The 16,442-nt window shown below is 65.3% G+C and carries 18 protein-coding genes and 1 tRNA gene; 11 read left to right on the top strand and 8 right to left on the bottom strand.

Going from position 1 to position 16,442, the window contains the following annotated elements:
• Positions 1-493: 493 nt before the first annotated feature.
• Positions 494-790 carry a hypothetical protein gene (locus G3N94_RS23795; RefSeq protein WP_205795014.1) on the top strand — a complete coding sequence of 99 codons (297 nt, stop codon included), beginning with the start codon at positions 494-496 and terminating at the stop codon, positions 788-790.
• Between the two features lie 155 nt (positions 791-945).
• Here G3N94_RS23795 and G3N94_RS23790 read toward each other — a convergent pair whose 3' ends face one another.
• Both G3N94_RS23790 and G3N94_RS23785 read right to left on the bottom strand, forming a co-directional pair.
• Positions 946-1,470 (bottom strand): cytochrome b/b6 domain-containing protein, encoded by a 525-nt coding sequence (locus tag G3N94_RS23790; protein WP_205795013.1) that lies wholly within the window; start codon positions 1,468-1,470, stop codon positions 946-948.
• A complete protein-coding gene (locus G3N94_RS23785; protein ID WP_205795012.1) occupies positions 1,470-2,567 on the bottom strand; it encodes a catalase family peroxidase in 1,098 nt (365 codons plus the stop codon). Before G3N94_RS23785 ends, G3N94_RS23790 begins: the two co-directional genes overlap by 1 nt.
• 160 nt (positions 2,568-2,727) lie before the next feature.
• On the opposite strand from G3N94_RS23785, the gene G3N94_RS23780 reads away from it, so the two are divergent.
• The 4 genes from G3N94_RS23780 (at position 2,728) to G3N94_RS23765 (ending at position 5,051) form a co-directional block, all read left to right on the top strand.
• Entirely contained in the window at positions 2,728-3,243 is a 516-nt protein-coding gene (locus tag G3N94_RS23780) for a sigma-70 family RNA polymerase sigma factor (protein ID WP_205795011.1), read from the top strand.
• Entirely contained in the window at positions 3,240-3,995 is a 756-nt protein-coding gene (locus tag G3N94_RS23775) for an anti-sigma factor (RefSeq protein ID WP_205795010.1), read from the top strand. The genes G3N94_RS23780 and G3N94_RS23775 overlap by 4 nt, the downstream gene beginning before the upstream one ends.
• A 234-nt stretch (positions 3,996-4,229) precedes the next feature.
• On the top strand, positions 4,230-4,478 hold the full coding sequence (locus G3N94_RS23770; protein WP_205795009.1) for a hypothetical protein: 249 nt from the start codon (positions 4,230-4,232) through the stop codon (positions 4,476-4,478).
• 324 nt (positions 4,479-4,802) lie between these two features.
• A complete protein-coding gene (locus G3N94_RS23765) occupies positions 4,803-5,051 on the top strand; it encodes a hypothetical protein (protein WP_205795008.1) in 249 nt (82 codons plus the stop codon).
• A 70-nt stretch (positions 5,052-5,121) separates the two neighbouring features.
• On the opposite strand, the gene G3N94_RS23760 is transcribed toward G3N94_RS23765, so the two are convergent.
• The gene (locus tag G3N94_RS23760) at positions 5,122-5,475 is read right to left on the bottom strand and encodes a hypothetical protein (RefSeq protein ID WP_205795007.1); all 354 of its coding nucleotides are present in this window, start codon (positions 5,473-5,475) and stop codon (positions 5,122-5,124) included.
• Positions 5,476-6,446: 971 nt separating this feature from the next.
• Here G3N94_RS23760 and G3N94_RS23755 point away from each other — a divergent pair.
• A tRNA-Val gene (locus G3N94_RS23755) sits at positions 6,447-6,523 on the top strand.
• 103 nt (positions 6,524-6,626) lie between these two features.
• Here the strand turns inward: G3N94_RS23755 and wecB are convergent.
• The 3 genes from wecB to G3N94_RS23740 all read right to left on the bottom strand — a co-directional run bounded on the left by wecB (position 6,627) and on the right by G3N94_RS23740 (position 9,738).
• Entirely contained in the window at positions 6,627-7,844 is a 1,218-nt protein-coding gene (wecB, locus tag G3N94_RS23750) for a UDP-N-acetylglucosamine 2-epimerase (non-hydrolyzing) (protein WP_205795006.1), read from the bottom strand.
• Positions 7,845-8,335: 491 nt separating this feature from the next.
• On the bottom strand, positions 8,336-8,599 hold the full coding sequence (locus G3N94_RS23745) for a hypothetical protein (protein WP_205795005.1): 264 nt from the start codon (positions 8,597-8,599) through the stop codon (positions 8,336-8,338).
• Between the two features lie 734 nt (positions 8,600-9,333).
• Positions 9,334-9,738, bottom strand: coding sequence for a hypothetical protein (locus tag G3N94_RS23740; RefSeq protein ID WP_205795004.1), 405 nt, complete (start codon positions 9,736-9,738; stop codon positions 9,334-9,336).
• Between the two features lie 72 nt (positions 9,739-9,810).
• Between G3N94_RS23740 and glmS the strand changes: the two genes are divergently transcribed.
• The gene (gene glmS / locus G3N94_RS23735; protein ID WP_205795003.1) at positions 9,811-11,628 is read left to right on the top strand and encodes a glutamine--fructose-6-phosphate transaminase (isomerizing); all 1,818 of its coding nucleotides are present in this window, start codon (positions 9,811-9,813) and stop codon (positions 11,626-11,628) included.
• A gap of 40 nt (positions 11,629-11,668) precedes the next feature.
• Here the strand turns inward: glmS and G3N94_RS23730 are convergent, their stop codons facing one another.
• Positions 11,669-12,532 (bottom strand): sigma-70 family RNA polymerase sigma factor, encoded by an 864-nt coding sequence (locus G3N94_RS23730; protein WP_205795002.1) that lies wholly within the window; start codon positions 12,530-12,532, stop codon positions 11,669-11,671.
• Positions 12,532-13,002 carry a carboxymuconolactone decarboxylase family protein gene (locus G3N94_RS23725; RefSeq protein WP_205795001.1) on the bottom strand — a complete coding sequence of 157 codons (471 nt, stop codon included), beginning with the start codon at positions 13,000-13,002 and terminating at the stop codon, positions 12,532-12,534. The genes G3N94_RS23730 and G3N94_RS23725 overlap by 1 nt, the downstream gene beginning before the upstream one ends.
• Positions 13,003-13,374: 372 nt before the next feature.
• Between G3N94_RS23725 and egtB the strand changes: the two genes are divergently transcribed.
• From egtB to G3N94_RS23705, 4 genes are all read left to right on the top strand, one after another.
• On the top strand, positions 13,375-14,613 hold the full coding sequence (egtB, locus tag G3N94_RS23720; RefSeq protein WP_205795000.1) for an ergothioneine biosynthesis protein EgtB: 1,239 nt from the start codon (positions 13,375-13,377) through the stop codon (positions 14,611-14,613).
• Positions 14,597-15,604, top strand: a complete 1,008-nt coding sequence (gene egtD / locus G3N94_RS23715; RefSeq protein WP_205794999.1) for an L-histidine N(alpha)-methyltransferase — start codon at positions 14,597-14,599, stop codon at positions 15,602-15,604. The genes egtB and egtD overlap by 17 nt, the downstream gene beginning before the upstream one ends.
• Positions 15,605-15,779: 175 nt before the next feature.
• Positions 15,780-16,079, top strand: a complete 300-nt coding sequence (locus G3N94_RS23710) for a hypothetical protein (protein ID WP_205794998.1) — start codon at positions 15,780-15,782, stop codon at positions 16,077-16,079.
• Positions 16,080-16,142: 63 nt separating this feature from the next.
• Positions 16,143-16,400 carry a hypothetical protein gene (locus G3N94_RS23705; protein WP_205794997.1) on the top strand — a complete coding sequence of 86 codons (258 nt, stop codon included), beginning with the start codon at positions 16,143-16,145 and terminating at the stop codon, positions 16,398-16,400.
• Positions 16,401-16,442: the final 42 nt, after the last annotated feature.

Below are 16,442 nucleotides of genomic sequence, written 5' to 3'. Positions count from 1 at the left end.
CTGTTACTGTTTTCGGTTCTTTCGAACCGGTCGCTCACTCAAAGCTGACAGGTCATATGAATTGCTTCATAAACCTGACTTACTTTAGTGTGAGACTCTTGATACTTTTGCTATCCCGATCCGAGGATCGGGCTCGCTGTCATCAAGCGCCCACACTTATCGGCTGTTAATTTTTAAAGAGCGTTTGCAGCTTTTTTTGCTGCCCTGTCATCAACAGGGAGGCGAATTATGTGCTCCCCCAGCGCTGCCGTCAAGCCCTTCTTGAAAAAAATTTTGCCAAGATGCGCGGCCGGGGGATGAGCGGTGTTGCAGCCAGTGGTCATAGAGAAGGGGCAACCGTCCCATATGCCGTTCGGCTAATCCTTGCAGGACCGTCTCAACAGGCGCCTTTCTTCCCTTAAACTGGAATAGCACCACCGCAAAAAGCGCGGGCCGCATGGGCTGCCACCCATACGACCCGCTGACCACAACCAACTCACACCAGGAGTCGGAAATGGCTGACGCCAATCATAAGTCACGTCCAACGAAGCGCAAACCGCGCAAGCCGAACACCGTGCTTGCGATGATCCTCCGCAGCACGCCTGATCGCTCGAAGCGAGGCTGGCCATACATGCCATGGATGAGCGTCATCGATGCGCACTTCAAGCTGTTCGGATTCGAACCGGGGGACCGCGTCTTTCTCGCCATCAATCACAAGACCCGGCAAATCACCATCACGCCTGACGGTAGCCAGCTTGCGCTTCGAGAGCAGCCCTACCATCAGCATGCCGAGCCGGAGCAGCAGGCGTAACAAGCAAGGGCCGCGTTATGCGGCCCTTATTGCTTTGGTGGCTGGATCAACTTTCAGCGAGTCTTCATGCACCACTCCCTGGCGCAGATACAACCGCGATCTTTCAACGACCACCTTCAACAACCGTCACAACGGCAGAAAGCGGCCGTCCACGATCACCTCCCCACCATCGCCTTCAACACCCCATCCCGCCTCACCAACCCGTGATAAAGCGCGGCCGCAAAGTGCGCGAGGAAAGTAGCAAAGAACAGATAAGCGACCCACCGATGCGCGATCCTGAGCCAAGCAAACGCAACAGGATCAGCCGAAACGATCGCCGGCAACTGCACCCCACCTCCAAGCGTCACCGGATACCCACCAGCCGAAAGCATCGCCCACCCGATCAACGGCATCGCGACCATCAGCGCATACATCACGAGATGCGACCCATGCGCAGCCGCCTTCTGCCACCCTGGCAAATCCCCCGGCAACGCCGGCGCCCGCGAGCTCAACCGCACCACAACCCGCAAACAAACCAGCACAAGCACCGCAACCCCCAACGGCTTATGCACCGCCACCAACACCGCATGCCGCTCCGAAACCGAAGCCACCATCCCCACCCCGATAAACAGCATCGCGACGATCATCGCGGCCATCACCCAATGCAGCACCCTCGCCGGCAAACTGAACGTCGTCTTCATCACCGTTTCTCCGAAGCAATCACCTTCGCCACCCCAGGCACCCCCGCCTCCTCACTCGTCCTTCGCAGATACGAATCCGCATAAGCCGCCGACCTGGCCGCCAGCAACGGATCCCCCGAAGCCTGAATCCCCTGCGGCAACACCGTCGGGTCGTAATTCACATCCCGACAAGGCCCGCTGTCCTGCGCCACCACGCGATCGAGCACCAGCGTCCCCGCATTGATCGTCGTCCGTTGCGCGGGCCAGACCTTCGTCGCGTCGTCCACCGGATCGCCCGGCTCCGCGAGCGTGAGCACCAACTTCCACCGCTGCGCACCGTCCGCGATCCGCCGTGCCAGATCCGCCTGCAACACATCCGGATCCCCGGCCTTCGCGACATCCCCCGCCCCGGCCATCTGCTGCGGCACCACCTGCCACCGCACCGCCTGCCTTTTCCCGCCGGCATCGACGAGATAAAACGCATTCAACGACGAATAAGCCTCGGTGACATAACTCCCACTCGGCTTCGCCCCTTTCACCCATTCCCGAAACGCCGCCGTCTCCGGATGCGCAGCGAAAAACGCCTTGAGCTTCGCCGGATCCGGCTTCCCGGTCTTCGGATCGGGCCGCCCCGCCACCGTCAGCGCATAGAACGCGGCCGGCGTCGCCACCGGAAACACCGGCATGCTGTTCATCCCGGTCCGCCATTGCTCACCATCCGGCGCGGTGAGCCGCAACGCCATGCTCCGTATCGGCACGCTGCTATCCGGCGCATACGGATTCCCGCCCGGCAACGCGAACCGCCCGACCACCGGCGTCCGCACCGCCTTGAAAAAGGGTGCGGTTGAATAAGCGCTCGCCGTGCCGTTCCCTTCGAAGTAGCCGCTCACACAAACGCCTTTCGCGTGATTGCGCCGATATCCCGCGTGCATGCCGCCGTTCGCCTGCAGCGCGTCGACGAGCCTGTCGGGCGTCAGCCGCCCTGGCGCGAGCCACCCGCCGACATACCCGAACGCCGCCGCCACGCCCACCACGGCCCCGCCAATCGCCGCCCAGCGCCACAACCCGCGCCCAGGCTCTTCCTGCGACGACGAAGAAGATGAAGAAGATCGCTCCATGTTGTCACTCCCGACCTCGCGGTCTTGTATCGAACCGCCGTAGGACGCCCCACCCCGCGCTTTATTCCGTCGAAAAAAATTTTTCCTATGCTGGTGGAATAACCGCGCCCGGCAGACGTCCTACGCGACGAATCCACGCCGCTCCGGCATCTGGCCCGCCATGTCCTCGACCGACCTAGACGATCAACTGCGCGAACAGCTCCCGCGGCTGCGCCGCTTCGCGCTCTGGCTGACCCGCGACGCGCACGCGGCCGACGATCTCGTGCAGTCGGCGCTCGAGCGCGCGCTGTCGCGCTGGGCGAGCCGCCGCGACGACGCGTCGCTGCGCAGCTGGCTCTTCACGATCCTTTACCGGCAGTTTCTCGACGGCAAACGCCGCGCGAAACGCTACGCGTGGCTGCTCGGCCGCATCAAGGACGACGACGAGCCGCACTGGCCGTCCGCCGAACGCGAGGTGGCCGCGCGCGCGACGCTCGAAGCGTTCGGCCGCCTCACCGACGAGCAGCGCAGCCTGCTGCTGCTCGTCGCGGTCGAGGGCTTCAGCTACCAGGAAGTCGCCGATCTGCTCGACGTGCCGATCGGCACCGTGATGTCGCGGCTGTCCCGCGCGCGCCAGGCGCTGCGCCGGCTCAGCGACGGCGAACTCCCCGCCTCCTACTTGCGGTCGATCAAATGAACATCCCACCCGACGAACACGACCTCCACGCCTACGTCGACGGCCGTCTCGACGACGACGCACGCGCAGCAGTCGAGCGCTATCTCGCACATCACCCCGAACGCGCGGAACAGGTGCAGCGCTGGCGGCAGGACGCGCAGCGGCTGCGGGCCGCGCTCGCAAACGTGCCGCCGCCGTTCGAAAACCCAGGGCTCGATCCGGCGGCGATCCGCGCGCGCCGCAACGAGCGCACGCGGATGCGGTTCGCGATGGCCGCGTCTTTTGTTCTCTGCATCGGCCTCGGCACGTTCGGCGGCTGGCAGGCGCGCGGCTGGAACGCACCGCCGGCCGCCGCGCCGATGAGCGATGCGGTCGAGGCGTACAAGATGATGGTCGTAGATCGCAGCGCGCGGGTGGATGTCACGCCGACGAGTGCGGGCGAGTTGCAGACGTGGCTCACTCGTCAGGTCGGCTCGGGCGCGAAGCTGCCGGATCTCACCGCAGCGGGCTTCCGGCCGGTTGGCGGGCGTCTGTTTGCGACCGAGCGTGGTGCGGCGGCAATGGTGCTTTACGAAGACAACGCGGGGCGCACGTTGAGCTTCTACGTGCGGCCGCCTGAATCCGCGCATCGGCTGCTGGCTGCGGGCGAGCGCGTCGACGGTGAATTGCTCGCGCGATATGGGTCACTGCATGGGCTCAACTATGCGGTGGTCGGTCGAGCCGACAGTCTCGGTGAAAAGGCCCTAGCGCGCGCGCTCGACGAGCAGACGTGATCGGCACGATACGTTCGTCGCCTGCGGCTCAATACATCCGCTCTCGCGCCGTCTGACGGGCGTTCTCGACTCAAGAGCCGTGCACGCTCACCGTTCGATTGCACAGCGTTCCGAGTTGTTTTGCGGATCGGATATCCACAACGGCGACGACGATGCGAAGCGCTCACCGAGGGGTTCATGCTCACCCTTGAAAAGCACAGCGTTTCGAGTCTTTTGTGAAGTCGGATATCCACAATGGAAGCGACTATTCGACGCTTTCATTCGATGGCGTTCAGCCTCACCGCTGGAATGCACAGCGTTTCGAGTGATTTCGAAAGCCGGATATCCACAACGCGCGTGACAGCATGGACGACCGCTTGCGCGTCAATCGAGACGCCTGTCCATCCGCACGAAAAGACCGTGTATCAACCGATTGGCGCGATGCATTCAAGCGGAGGCATCAACCCTCACCTTTCCGCTTCACAGCGTTTCGAGTCGTCTTGAGATTCGGTTATCCACAAAGAAATCAACAACGCAGTCGGCCCCTGCTGCTTCAATCGGAGCCACCTCGTCGAGAAAAAACCAGCGCCGCTAGTCGTGCGAACGCCTGCTCGAATTCGATCGCGCCGTAGAACGTGCGTTGCTTGTCAGATGCGCGGCCGCGCACGATATCACACACAGCGTTTGCGATTGCTTTTGCGGTTGATTGTCCACATCCCGAGTACAGTGTCGTACGCTCAACTGCACGCCATCCGACGTGGATACACTTCGATAGCGACAACCGGCAGAGACCTTCTCCCGACGATCGAAGCAGCGAGATCGCAGGTCGTGATTGAACCGGCCCGACGCAACGACATCGCGTCACACTGCACAGCGTTTTTAATTCTTTGCGCGGAGAATATCCACATGCCGTATTGCGGCGATGTCGGCGTGATACGCATCGCCATAGGCAACGGTCATCGACGCTGCCGCCGGCTCAATGAAGGCATCGTTCAGCACGAGCCCTTGATGACACGCGCTTCCCACGGCGTGCAGCGTACCGACGTTTCAGGCCAGGTGCACAGCGTTTTCGACTGAGTACCGGTCCGTTATCCACACCTCGAAAGCAACGTCACCGGTTCAAAACGCGCGACCGATCGCCTCACCATCACCGGTTCCCGTCGTCGTCCGTATCGCGCACGTCATCCTGCACGCGCTTCATTTCCAGCAGGCAGCCGTGACACGCGGCCGTCATCGTCGCGAGCGCGGCCCACGCAGCGTCCTCGCCGACGATGCGGTAATTGCCGTCCGCGTCGCGCACGCCGCCGAGCGCCTTGAACGTCAGCGCGTCCGACTCGAGGATGAAGCACAACCATTCGACGCCGTCGTCTTCGAGCATCAGCTTCACGAGCCGGCTGCCGGCCGCCCATCCGGCCCGCCCGCCGTACAGCAGTTCGGCTGCAGTATGCGTCAGATTGACGCCGCTGCCGCGGCCATGCACGGAACACTGGACTGCCGCCATCAAGCCTCCTAGTTCATCGTCGAAAGCGCGTCATTCGCCGCTTGCCTGAGCTGCTCCAGCTTGTCCCACCATGCGTTGCTGGACAGATACGGGATATGCGACGTGTCGAGATCCCCCGAGGCATCGAAGGAAAACCCCCTACGGTGAGATCGTCCACGATGATCGCGCACTGAGCATGCAGTTTTATGAACACGGCCCAACCTCGTCTCGTATCAAGCGGTGAGCCATCTGACGATGGCGGCCATGTCGGACGTGCTCGCTGCGTCGATACGCGGGCTTCTATGGCGGAATCACAGCGAAAACGCTGTGCCCCCGAGCACGCTTTCGGCCATCTCCTCACAGCGTTTCGGTTCGTCCGTGCACAGGTCACAGTCGCCGCACTGTGCTTATCCAATGGTTTTGACTTGTTGTGTATATATACGTAGTGATAGTTAACAAGCTGCGCGTTGCTCTGTGGATAACTGCCCTAACGTACTGAAAAATAAGCGCGATGTGGATTTCATAACCGCGCGCGACTCTCGTGCAAAGTTCCGGGGAGCACAGAACAACTTTTGAGCAGATTCACAGACGCCACAGATATCCTCAATCGTTCCACTGTGAATCCAGAGGCTTGCGAAGCGGTTATCCAGAGGCGAATGTGGATAACCTCACAGCAACGACGCGCTACGCTGTGCATCGCACGTCGCGTCCACAGATGCGCGACTCAACGACCTCACCATCGCACCAGGCACAAGCAGCGCGACCGCGTCGCGTATCACGCGTGCGCTCATCGCATGACATTCAACGCAAATAACGAAGCACATCACGCAGCGCTTCGCGAACCGCGCAAACCGTTGCCGCACAAGCGTTCCAGCGTGCTTCACGCGTCCCGCAATCACGCGGCTACACGTCGCCCCACACGCCGATTCAAAAAATTTTCATCAAAACGCTTGTGCTCCCCACCGACCCTCTCTATAATTCGCCGCTTCACTAGGCTCGTAGCTCAGCTGGTTAGAGCACCACCTTGACATGGTGGGGGTCGTTGGTTCGAGTCCAATCGAGCCTACCAACGCACAATTGAAGGGGTCCGGCAGTACGCATTGCCCATAGGCAACGCGGCTTGCCAACAGTACAGACGCCGCGCGGCAAAACCGCGCGGCGTTTTTTTTCGTTCAGGCCGAACGCAGCGCATGCAGTCCGAGCGCCAGCGCGTTATACGGCATTTCCCCTGCACCCATTCCGAAGTTCACGATGCTTGGCAGTCCATGCCGGCGGCTCAGCAGCGCCTGGACGATGCGCTCGCACGCATGGCCGTCGCCGTACGGATTGCTCGCACGCGCCATCTCGTCGTATGCGTGTTCGTTGCCGATCAGGCGCGATGCCTCGTCGACGAGCCGCGCCGCATCGGTGCCGACAAGCCGCGCAGTGCCGGCCTGGATCGCCTCGGGCCGCTCGCTCGTATCGCGCGTGACGAGCACCGGCTTGCCGAGCGCCGGCGCCTCCTCCTGGATCCCGCACGAATCGGTGATGATGAAGTGCGCGCGCGACATCAGGAACACGAACGACAGGTACGCCTGCGGTTCGATCACGTGCAGGTTCGCGATCCCGTCGAGCAGCGCGTGCATCGGCTCGTCGACGAGCGAGTCGCCGTGCAGCGCATACACGAATTGCACGTCACGGTGCCGGCCCGCGAGCACGCGCAGCGCGCGGCCGAAACGCGCGAGCGCGTCGCCGGTGCCGACGTGGTGGCCGGAAACGAGCACGATTCGCGCGTCGCCGTCGAGGAACCGGTAGCGCGCGGCGATCGTCTGCGCAAACGCGTCGTCGCGCTCGAGCACGCGCCGCACGCCCTGCAACGCGTCGATCAGCGTGTCGCCGCTCAGCACGACGCTGTCGGCCGGCACGCCTTCGCTGAGCAGGTTGCGCCGCGCGCGGTCGGTCGGCGCGAAATGCCACGACGACACCGCATCGGTAATCCGGCGGTTCAGCTCCTCGGGCCACGGCGACCAGATGTCGCCGCTGCGCAGCCCCGCCTCGACGTGCGCGACCGGCAGATACCGGTAGAACGCCGCGAGGCTGACCATCAGCGTCGTCGTCGTGTCCCCGTGCACGACGACGGTATCCGGATGCAGCCGGTCGAACAGCCCGCCGACCGCCTGCAGCAGCCCGGGCGTCGCATCGGCGTGCGCATGGCCGGGGTCGGTCAGGTTCAGCGCGTAGTCGGGCGTGATGTCGAACAACGCGAGCAGCGGGTCGAGCATCTCCCGCTGTCGCGCGGCAGTCACGCACACCTTCGCATCGATGTTGCCGTGGGCCCTCAGCGCGCGCACGAGCGGTGCCATCCCGACCGCTTCCTGACGCGTGCCGAATACAAACAAGAATTTCCGCATGTCGAACCTCGAATCGCTCCCTGATTCCGTTCGTCCAGGCGCGCGAGGCAGCCCCGCACGCTTGCACGGGGGATGGGCGGCGCAACATGGCCGACTGCCTGCCGGGCCGATTCGCACCGGCAGGCAGTCGACCCCGCGCCGCGTAAAGGCCGGGGAGGTTCGTCGTGGGGGCTTGCGTCGGCGAAGCGTCCCCGTGCCCGCCATCTCGTTGCGAGTGGCAAGTCATGTCATCTGTCGTTACCTCTTCATGCAATCGGGTTCACCGGCCGATTGTGTGTGTGTTGCCGATTCTGCGTGCACGCGTGTCGGCATCCTGAATGCTGCATATTTCAAACCAGCCGCGTCGTGTCCGGCTGGTGCGGCGCATCACGCGCGGGACGGACTGCCCGGACGTGCGGAATGTTTCATACGTGATACGGGTTGCAGTGCGCGTCGATGGCCGTACACGGGGCAGGAATTGCGTTTCGTAGGATCACGAAGCGTGAAGCGAGCTAGCCGACACGCCGGTCGAGCGCCGTCATCCATGCATGTCGATACGGAATCAGGGCATCGGCGATCGTGATGCCGCTACATGACTGACGATTGCGTGCGCATGCTGATTTTCCCGGGGCGATCGCGCGCGGCGCAACCGTCGCGCGTCGACGCATCGAAATGTTGCGTCCGTGAAACGAGCGCCCGACGCGCGTTCCCTGCTCATTGTTAGCGCGCTGCCGGTGAGTCGCCTCACGTGCAAATCGAACGGTCGGCAGCTTCACCGTTGCCTGCTGCACCGCAAACGCTCTCGTTCGGGCCTTACACGATGCGCGTCAGGGCCGCGCAGTGCGGCTTCCGGCATGCCGCGCACGGTGCCCCCGCTGATACGTCGATGAATCAAAAACCTTTCGACTGGTCTGCCCTCGCGCTTTTCGCGCGGCGCTCCCGCCTTGCCGCACGGGCCGCGCCGCCCGATGGCTCGGCGTTTGCTTCCGTCAGGGTGAACCCCGTCTCAGATGCATGAACGACAAGCCGGTAACAACGGGACGGTGAAAGCGACTGAAACGAGGTCGGGAAACGGTGTGAGGGATCGCCATCGGTGGCGCCGCGAGCGGAAAGCGGCGCCGCATATCGACGCGTGCTCCGCCGGCTCCTTTTGCATCCTGTCCGCCTGCGCCCACACCCGTGGACGCACGCCCGGGGACGAACGATGAAGGACTGTCGGGCGTTATCGTCGTATATCACGTACTGCGTCGAAGACGGGCTGCTGCTCGCGCTGGCGTGCACGCTGGCTGCGTACGATGCGGCGCTGGCGTGCCCGTCATGGGGTCGTGTCGCATTGCCGCTGCGGTCGTATGTGGCGTTCTGGATGTGGCCGGCGCTGACGCCAATCTGCGTGCGCGCGGCTCTCCGACGCTCGCGTTGCCCGGTGCGGCCGGGCCAATCACCCTTCCCGCTTCTGCGCTATCCAGCTGGATCGCACGCCACGTCCGGCGCGCCGTTTTGCGAGCGGCCGTCATGTGCGTGCGTGTCTCGCGCACGACGCATCCTCGCGATGCTGTCCGACTTGTCGCCGCCGATCGACGATGACCGTCACCCCGGCGATACGCCCTTGCCGCTTCGTGTCTCCGCCGCCCTGCATCGCGTCCCGCCGCGTACGCGCGCCGGTTGCCACCGTGCGGTACTGCACGTGTGCGGCCATACCCGTATCGGCGGCGGACGTGCAATTCGACGCACACGCGCGACGCCAGGCCGGCCGTTGCCGTGCCGCGTGCTCGCGCGCCTGGTGTCGCTGAGTCCGACGCTCGTGGTCTGCCCGTGCGCAGCCGTTGGCATCCCGGCCGGTTCGCTCACGCTCGCGCGCACGGTGCGCGTGCACCGCGCCGCCGTGCGCCAGCATCACGACGGCCGTGGTCGTCATTCCGAATCGTTCCGCCCGCGCGCAGGCCGTTCGTGCGTGCGGCACCGGGCAAATCACTGGAGGTAGTGCGTCATGTGTGGGATCGTCGGCGCGGTCGCGCAACGGAACATCGTTCCGATCCTGATCGAAGGCTTACGCCGCCTCGAATATCGCGGCTACGACTCGTGCGGCGTCGCGACCGTCGTCGACGGCGCGGCGCGCCGCGAACGCAGCGTGTCGCGCGTCGCGGATCTCGAAGCGCACGTCGCAAGCGCCGGGCTGTCCGGCAGCACGGGCATCGCGCATACGCGCTGGGCGACGCACGGCGCGCCCGCGACCTGCAACGCGCACCCGATCTTCTCGCGCGACGAGATCGCGCTCGTGCACAACGGCATCATCGAGAATCATGAGACGTTGCGTTCGCAACTATCAGACCAGCACTACGAATTCGACGGGCAGACCGACACCGAGGTCGTCGCGCACCTGATCCACAGCAAGTACCGAGGCGACCTGCTCGCGGCCGTGCGCGACGCGACCACGCAGCTGCACGGCGCGTATGCGATCGCGGTGTTCAGCAAATCCGAACCGCAGCGGCTCGTCGGCGCGCGGGTCGGCTCGCCGCTCGTGGTCGGGCTGAAGGACGGCGAGTGTTTCGTCGCGTCGGATGCGCTCGCGCTCGCGGGCATCACAGATCGCTTCATTTTTCTCGAGGAAGGCGACATCGTCGAGCTGACGGCCGGCCACGCGCGGATCTTCGATCGCACCGGCCACGAGGTCGAGCGGCCGGTGCAGACGGTCGCGACCGGCGAGGGCGTGGTCGAGCTCGGCCCGTATCGCCATTTCATGCAAAAGGAAATCTTCGAGCAGCCGCATGCGGTCGCGGCGACGATTCCCGATGCGGGGCTGTTCGATCCGCCCGTATTCGGGCCCGACGCGCGGCACGTGTTCGAGCAGATCGACAACGTGCTGATCCTCGCGTGCGGCACGAGCCATTATTCGGGGCTCACCGCGCGCCGCTGGCTCGAGACGATCGCGCGGATGCCCGCGCAGGTCGAGATCGCAAGCGAATACCGCTACAGCGATGCGCTCGCGACGCCGAACACGCTGGTTGTCGTCGTGTCGCAGTCGGGCGAGACGGCCGACACGCTCGCGGCGCTCAAGTACGCGCAATCGCTCGGCCATCCCGATACGCTCGCGATCTGCAACGTGCCGACGAGCGCGATGGTGCGGCAGACGGGGCTGCGGTTCCTGACGCGTGCGGGCCCGGAGATCGGCGTCGCGTCGACGAAGGCGTTCACGACGCAGCTCGTCGCGTTGTTCATCCTCGCGGTCACGCTCGGCCGGCTGCGCGGCTTCGTCGACGACGCGCAGCTCGCGCGCTACACGACGCAGCTGCGGCGCCTGCCGGACGCGCTCGCCGACGTGCTCGCGCTCGAGCCGCAGGTCGAGCGCTGGGCCGCGGAGTTCGCGTGCCACGAGAACGCGCTGTTCCTTGGCCGCGGGCTGCATTATCCGATCGCGCTCGAAGGCGCGCTGAAGCTGAAGGAGATCTCGTACATCCACGCGGAAGCGTATCCGGCCGGCGAGCTGAAGCACGGGCCGCTCGCGCTCGTCACGCACACGATGCCGGTCGCGACGATCGCACCGAACGACACGCTGCTCGAGAAGCTGAAATCGAACATGCAGGAGGTGAGGGCGCGTGGCGGGCAACTATATGTGTTTGCGGATGCGGATACGCGGATCGACAACGGCGAAGGCATTTCAGTGCTACGGATGCCTGATTATTACGGGTTGTTGTCGCCGATCCTGCATGTCGTGCCGCTGCAGCTGCTCGCGTACCACGCGGCGTGCATCCGCGGCGCGGATATCGACAAGCCGAGGAATCTCGCGAAATCGGTGACGGTGGAATAAGGGAGGAGCGGGGCGCGCATGTGGTCGCCGTGCGTCGCACTCAATGCAGATGCCGCAGCTTGTCCGGATTGCGGACGACGTAGATCGCCGCGATCTTGCCATCCTCGATTTCGAGCGCGGTCGTCTGCAGCTCACCGTCGGCCTCCAGCGTGACGAAGCCCGGTAGCCCGTTGACGAACCCCGCGCGCACGAGCGTCGAGCCTTGCTTGCTGAAGAGTGCAGCCAAGGTTTCGTGTACCCGCATCACGCCTTCGAAGCCGAAGATCGGCTGGTTCGCGGCCGGGCGCTTGCCGCCACCGTCCGCATGCAGGCTCACGTCTTCGGCGAGCATCGCGCCGAGCGCGCGCATGTCGCCGCTGCGCGACGCCGCGAAGAACGCTTCGGCGATCTCGATCCCGCGCTGCTGCTCGACGTGAAACCGCGGCCGCGCTTCGCGCACGTGCGTGCGCGCCCGCGCGGCGAGCTGGCGGCACGCGGCCGGCTCCCGCTGGATGGTCGCCGCGACTTCGTCGAACTCGAGGCCGAACACGTCGTGCAGCAGGAACGCCGCACGCTCGAGCGGGGACAGGCGCTCGAGCGCGAGCATCAGCGGCAGCGTGACGTCCGCTTCGTTTTCGTCGACGACGGGATCGGGCAGCCACGGGCCGATATAGGTCTCGCGCTGATGCCGCGCGGACTTGAGCTGGTCGAGGCACATCCGCATCACCATGCGGCGCAGGAACGCCTCGGGCACGCGAACCTCGGCGCGGTCGACGTCCATCCAGCGGATGAACGCCTCCTGCACCATGTCCTCTGCGTCCGCGACGGAACCGAGCATCCGGTAAGCGACGCGGACCAGCGTGCGGCGCAGCGGGTTGAAGCTCGCCGCCGCGTCCGCTGTATTCGCCGTGTCGGCGTCTGTCATCAGGCCGCTGCCTTGGCCGCCGCCTTCGCGGCAGCCGGGTCGACCCACAGGCCGAAGCCGACCGCGAGACGGTTCCAGCCGTTGATCACGTTGATCATCAGCGTGAGCTTCACCTGTTCCTCCTGCGTAAAGTGGTCGTTCAGCGTCGCGTACGCGGCCTCGTCCGGATGTCCTTCGGACAGCCGCGTGAGCGCGTCGGTCCAGCCGAGCGCCGCGCGTTCGCGGTCGGTGTAGCAGGGCGCTTCGCGCCACGCGGACAGCAGGTACAGGCGCTGCTCGGTCTCGCCGTTCGCGCGAGCCTCGGCCGTATGCATGTTAAGGCAATTGGCGCAGGCGTTGAGCTGCGACGCGCGGATCTTGACCAGCTCGATCAGCGTCGGTTCGAGGCTCGCGGCGGCGGCAAGCGACATGCCCATCCAGTTCTTCATCAGCGACGGGGCGGCGGCAAACGGGTCGAGTTTCGCAGTCATGGTTGCATCTCCTTGGGTGGGTTACGCTGGTATGACGAGCGAGCCACCCGCGTGTGTGACATGCGAACAAATTTTTTTTGCGACGCGCGTGCGGCCGGGTGAGAAGGGCATGCAGCCAGACGCTAGCCTGTACATCCGCTCCTTTCATTTTTCTTGCGTCGCTGTTTCATTCGCGTCACCGCGCGCGACGTTCACATTTCTGGTCCATACTCCTCTGCACGGGCAGACGAAGCGCCGTCGTAACGGCAGACGTGCGCCACGCGTGATTCGGCACGCCCGTCGCAGCATCGAAGTTCGCACGTCAGTCGCGCGCATCGAGCGCGGGCTTTCGTTTCCGGCAACGCAGCTATTCGCGACGTGGACGGTAAACCGATGAGCCTCCTTGCATCCCAGCTTCAGCGCCGCTACCGCGACGTTCGCGCGGGCAGCGTCGAGCTGACGGCGACGCTGTCAGCCGAAGACCAGGCCGTGCAGTCGATGCCCGACGCGAGCCCGGTCAAGTGGCATCTCGCGCATACGACGTGGTTCTTCGAGACGGTCGTGCTGATGCGCCGCGTCGGCGGCTATGCGCCGTTCGACGACGCGTATGCGTTCCTCTTCAACTCCTATTACGAATCGCTCGGCCCGCGCCATCCGCGGCCGCAGCGCGGGCTGCTCACGCGTCCGTCGCTCGACGACGTGCGCGCGTACCGGCAGCACGTCGACGACGCGATGCTGCGCATGCTCGCGGACGCGGATGCGTCACTGCTCGACACGATCGCGCCGGAACTCGAGCTCGGGCTCCATCACGAGCAGCAGCACCAGGAGCTGATCGTCACCGACATGCTGCATGCGTTCTCGTGCAATCCGCTATTGCCGGCGTTCCGGCCACGCGACGGTGCGGGCGACGCCCACGCGCGCGCGGCCGGCACGCTGCGCTGGCTGCGCCAGCCAGGCGGGCTCGTCGAGATCGGCCACGATGACCACGGCTTCTCGTTCGACAACGAGCGACCGCGGCACACGGCGCTGCTGCGGCCTTACGAAATCGCGGATCGTCTCGTGACCAACGCGGAGTTTGCTGCGTTCATCGCGGACGGCGGCTATGCGCGCCCGGAATTCTGGTTGTCGGACGGTTGGGCTGCGGTGCAGCGCGAAGGCTGGTGCGCGCCTGCGTACTGGATCGTCGAAGACGAAGACGAACCTGAACCTGAACCTGTTCCGCCGCACATTGCCCCGCAGCGCACCTACGGCCTGCACGGCGCGGAACCGCTCGCGCCCGACGCCCCGGTGTGCCACGTGAGCTTCTACGAAGCGGCCGCGTACGCGGAATGGGCGGGCGCGCGGCTGCCGACCGAATTCGAATGGGAAGCCGCGTACGGCGCGGACGGGATCCGGCAGATGACGGGCCATGCGTGGCAGTGGACGCGCTCGTCATACGAGCCGTATCCGGGCTTCCGGCCGCTCGCGGGCGTCGCGGCCGAATACAACGGCAAGTTCATGGTCGGCCAGCAGGTCCTGCGCGGCAGCAGCATCGCGACGCCGCCCGGACATGCGCGGCCGACGTACCGCAATTTCTTTCCGCCGGCCGCGCGCTGGCAATTCACGGGAGTGCGACTTGCGAGAGACGTCTGACATGACCGCCGCGCACGGCGGCCTGCTAGCAGCCCGCGACCCGCGGCCGAGCGCGTTCGAGCGCGACCTGATCGACGGGCTGTCGCGCCGGCCGCGCAGCATCCCGCCGAAGTATTTTTACGACGCGGCCGGTTCCGCACTGTTCGACCAGATCTGCGCGCTGCCGGAGTACTATCCGACGCGCACCGAGCTCGGCATCCTGCGTGCGCACGCGGCCGACATCGTGCGGCGCGTCGGCCCGCATGCGGACATCGTCGAATTCGGCGCGGGCTCGCTCGAGAAGATCCGCGTGCTGCTCGACGCATTCGCGGCCGAGCAGGCGCCCGCGCGCTACGTGCCGGTCGACATCTCGGCCGACTATCTGCATGACGCAGCTGCACGGCTGCGCGCCGCGTATCCGTGGCTCGACGTCGCGCCGCTCGCCGCCGACTACACGAAGGCCGACGAACTCGCGGCGCTGTCCGCGTCGCCGCGCCGGCGCATCGGCTTCTTTCCGGGTTCGACGATCGGCAATTTCTCGCCGGACGAAGCCGACGCGTTCCTGCACGATGCCGCGCGCCTGCTGCGTGGCGGAGGGCTGCTGATTGGCGCCGATCTCGTGAAGAACCCGGACACGCTGCATCGCGCATACAACGACGCGCAGTGCGTGACCGCGCAATTCAACCTGAACCTGCTCGCGCGCGCGAACGCCGAGCTCGGTGCCGACTTCGACCTCGACGGCTTCACCCATTGCGCGTTCTACGATCTGCAGCTGCAGCGGATCGAAATGCATCTCGTCAGCGAGCGCGCGCAGACGGTCCGCGTGTGCGGCCGCACGTTCCGCTTCGAGGCGGGCGAGCGCATCCATACCGAGAACTCGTACAAGTTCACGATCGACGGTTTCCAGGCGATCGCGCGGCGTGCAGGCTTCGTGCCCGATACCGTGTGGACCGACGACGCGCGGCTGTTCAGCGTGCACTGGCTGCGCAGCCCGGGCGACGTGCGCGCGTGACCGCGGGTGACCGCACGTGATGCGTGCCGCCCGCTTTCCGTTATCCCGCAAGGCTTTGCCGCCCGCGTAAACACCCGTTACCAGTCTCGCAGACCCGTTGCACCTGTGTCAGGGGCCGCCGCCTACACTCCGTACCGTGTTCACTGAAAGCACGTCATGTGCAGGGAGTAGCGAGATGAACAAGAAACTTCTCGGCGCAGTTCTCGGTGTAGCAGTGCTCGCGGCGTCGGGCGCCGCATCGGCCCACGTCGACGTTGCAGTCGGCATCGGCGTACCGGGCGTGTATGCACCGCCGCCGCCGGTGTATGTCGCGCCGCCGGTCTATGCGGCACCGCCCGTCACGTACGCACCGGTCGGCTATCGCTACGACGACTGGCGTGAGCGCGAATGGCGCGAACGCGAGTGGCGCCGCCATGAATGGCGAGAGCACGAGTGGCGTGGGCGCGACTGGCACGATCGCGGCCGCTGGGACTGATACGCGCAACTTACGCGCAACTAATACGAATAACCGGCTCGCAACGACGAGGAGAGTGACCGCATGACCACCATTCGACACATCAGGCTGTTCGCGCTCGCCGCTGGCGTCGCGCTCGCATCGATCGGTAGCGCGCACGCGGCGGGCTGCATGAAGGGCGCGGTCGTGGGCGGCGTCGCCGGCCACTACGCAGGCCACCATGCGGTGGTGGGCGCGGTCGGCGGCTGCATCGTCGGCCACCACATGGCGAAGAAGCAAGCCGAGGAACAGGCCGCGCAACGCAAGGCCGCCGCCGCGCAGGGCGTTCAACCGGCGCAGTAAGCGCGCCCGCGGCGGGCGCATGACTTCGGTCATGCGTCCGCC

The organism is Burkholderia sp. Ac-20353 (assembly GCF_017104785.1).
In the GTDB taxonomy this organism is placed as follows: Bacteria; Pseudomonadota; Gammaproteobacteria; order Burkholderiales; family Burkholderiaceae; genus Burkholderia.
Note: the sequence above shows the minus strand (reverse complement) of the source record. Positions and strands in the feature narration are given on the sequence as shown.

Bases quoted from the DNA above. Each gene is read 5' to 3' on its own strand.
- G3N94_RS23795 (WP_205795014.1), top strand. From the start codon at position 494: ATGGCTGACGCCAATCATAAGTCACGTCCAACGAAGCGCAAACCGCGC.
- G3N94_RS23790 (WP_205795013.1), bottom strand. From the start codon at position 1,470: ATGAAGACGACGTTCAGTTTGCCGGCGAGGGTGCTGCATTGGGTGATG.
- G3N94_RS23785 (WP_205795012.1), bottom strand. From the start codon at position 2,567: ATGGAGCGATCTTCTTCATCTTCTTCGTCGTCGCAGGAAGAGCCTGGG.
- G3N94_RS23780 (WP_205795011.1), top strand. From the start codon at position 2,728: ATGTCCTCGACCGACCTAGACGATCAACTGCGCGAACAGCTCCCGCGG.
- G3N94_RS23775 (WP_205795010.1), top strand. From the start codon at position 3,240: ATGAACATCCCACCCGACGAACACGACCTCCACGCCTACGTCGACGGC.
- G3N94_RS23770 (WP_205795009.1), top strand. From the start codon at position 4,230: ATGGAAGCGACTATTCGACGCTTTCATTCGATGGCGTTCAGCCTCACC.
- G3N94_RS23760 (WP_205795007.1), bottom strand. From the start codon at position 5,475: ATGGCGGCAGTCCAGTGTTCCGTGCATGGCCGCGGCAGCGGCGTCAAT.
- wecB (WP_205795006.1), bottom strand. From the start codon at position 7,844: ATGCGGAAATTCTTGTTTGTATTCGGCACGCGTCAGGAAGCGGTCGGG.
- G3N94_RS23740 (WP_205795004.1), bottom strand. From the start codon at position 9,738: ATGACGACCACGGCCGTCGTGATGCTGGCGCACGGCGGCGCGGTGCAC.
- glmS (WP_205795003.1), top strand. From the start codon at position 9,811: ATGTGTGGGATCGTCGGCGCGGTCGCGCAACGGAACATCGTTCCGATC.
- G3N94_RS23730 (WP_205795002.1), bottom strand. From the start codon at position 12,532: ATGACAGACGCCGACACGGCGAATACAGCGGACGCGGCGGCGAGCTTC.
- G3N94_RS23725 (WP_205795001.1), bottom strand. From the start codon at position 13,002: ATGACTGCGAAACTCGACCCGTTTGCCGCCGCCCCGTCGCTGATGAAG.
- egtB (WP_205795000.1), top strand. From the start codon at position 13,375: ATGAGCCTCCTTGCATCCCAGCTTCAGCGCCGCTACCGCGACGTTCGC.
- G3N94_RS23710 (WP_205794998.1), top strand. From the start codon at position 15,780: ATGAACAAGAAACTTCTCGGCGCAGTTCTCGGTGTAGCAGTGCTCGCG.
- G3N94_RS23705 (WP_205794997.1), top strand. From the start codon at position 16,143: ATGACCACCATTCGACACATCAGGCTGTTCGCGCTCGCCGCTGGCGTC.